Below are 1792 nucleotides of genomic sequence, written 5' to 3'. Positions count from 1 at the left end.
GCGGGTTCCGGGGCCGGAATTGCGATCATGTTCCGAATCGGACTAAAGATAGCTACGGAAATTTTTCGAATTTTCGAACATTTGCGTAGTCAGAGTGGGGTTAATGACGCGTTAACCATTTTCGGTAACATCATTACCGGTGGTGGACCATGGGGAGAATCGCGTGACGCGTCATTTAAGCAGCCTTCATTTCATGCAGACATTCTCCGGCAAATTGGAGAAGGCTTTGAACAATCTAAGCCTCGCCCAATATCCGCCGGACGCAGTCAGGTCGATGCGGAAGTTCGCGTCGTCCGAAGTCGCTGCATTGCTGGATGTTTCGGAAGCATACATCAGACAGGTTTCGCTCAAGGATCAGGGCCCTCAGCCCGAGATCACGCAGAACGGCCGTAGACTCTATTCACTTGAGCAGGTGCTCGAGCTTCGGATGCACCTCGCCGAAAGGGGCCGCAAGAAGTGGATGAACCCGCGACGGATCCAAGGCGAGGACTGCCAGATCATAGCGGTGACGAATTTTAAGGGTGGTTCGTCGAAAACGGCGACGACTATCCATCTCGGCCACTATCTCGCGCTAAAGGGATACCGTGTTCTCGCCGTCGATCTCGACCCCCAGGCCTCACTTACGAGCCTCCAAGGAGCCTTGCCCGATTTCGACTACCGCGAAAGCGACACTCTCTATTCGGCAATCCAGTTCGAAGATCCGGTTCCGACCGAGTCGATTGTGCACAAGACACACATGGTCGGGTTCGACGTGATTTGCGCTGGCCTCGAATTGACTGAGTTCGAAACCAGCGTAGCGCTGGAAATGCGAAAGACCGGAGGAACGGGGTTCTTGCTGCGCGTCGCTCAGGCCTTGGAGCAGATAGTCGACCGCTACGACGTGATCCTGCTGGACTGTGCTCCCTCGCTCAATTTCCTGACTCTTTCGTCTCTGACAGCATCGACGGGCGTGTTGATTCCGGTCCCTGCTCATATGCTGGACGTGGATTCGACGGGTAAGTTCCTCGAGTTGGCGGCTTCCTACATGCAAATCCTCGACCAGGTGGGGACATCGGCTCAATGGGATTTCGCTAAATTCTTGATCACCAAGTTTGAGCCGAACGACCACCCGCAGGCAAACATGCAAGCCTTGATGAGGCAGGTCTTTGGCGAGGATCTTCTGCTGAACATGGTGATCAAATCCACCGCCGTCGCCGATGCGCTGACGTGGAAGCAGAGTCTGTACGAAGTCCAGCGGACTAGGTTTTCGGCACCTAAGACCTACGACCGCGCTATGGAGTCCATCAACGCCGCTAACGCAGAGATTGAAGCCCTTCTTTGGAAGGCGTGGGGACGTGAACAATGAGCCGCAAGGATTCCAAGGGAATGTTCGCCGCTGTCCTCGGGCAACTTGGTGACGAGCAGACGGAGGGGCAGCAGAAACTGAAATCCGCGTCCCCGCATCTTCTCAAGGTGGCCGCTGGTGTCCGCCAATTGCAAGAACGCAGTGAGTTAGCCGACCGTCTCTTTAAGGACGGAGAACGGATTGCAGAACTCGACCCGCGAATGATTCTGCCGTCCCCTGTGCCCGACCGCTTTGAAGGCGCATATGATGACAAAGCGATCGCCGAAATCGTCGAGTCGATGCGGGAGCGGGGACAGATCGTTCCTGGACTCGTGCGGCACTCGCCGGAGAAGCCGGGTCACTTTCAGATCGTATACGGGCGCCGACGGCTGGCGGCGGCCAAGAAACTGGGACTGAAGTTCAAAGCCGCGGTCCGCGAGCTCACTAACGACGACGCTGTCATACTGC

General features: G+C 56.1%; 2 protein-coding genes. Both read left to right on the top strand.

Annotated features, from left to right (window positions below; translation table 11 throughout):
- Window positions 1–163 precede the first annotated feature (163 nt).
- Window positions 164–1345, top strand: coding sequence for a plasmid partitioning protein RepA (gene repA, locus EN780_RS33385; protein ID WP_128276389.1), 1182 nt, complete (start codon window positions 164–166; stop codon window positions 1343–1345).
- On the top strand, window positions 1342–1792 hold a 451-nt coding region (locus tag EN780_RS33380; RefSeq protein WP_128276388.1), incomplete at its 3' end, for a ParB/RepB/Spo0J family partition protein. The genes repA and EN780_RS33380, both read left to right, overlap by 4 nt.

It is taken from the genome of Mesorhizobium sp. M4B.F.Ca.ET.089.01.1.1 (assembly GCF_004022605.1).
Lineage (GTDB): Bacteria > Pseudomonadota > Alphaproteobacteria > Rhizobiales > Rhizobiaceae > Mesorhizobium > Mesorhizobium abyssinicae.
Note: the sequence above shows the minus strand (reverse complement) of the source record. Positions and strands in the feature narration are given on the sequence as shown.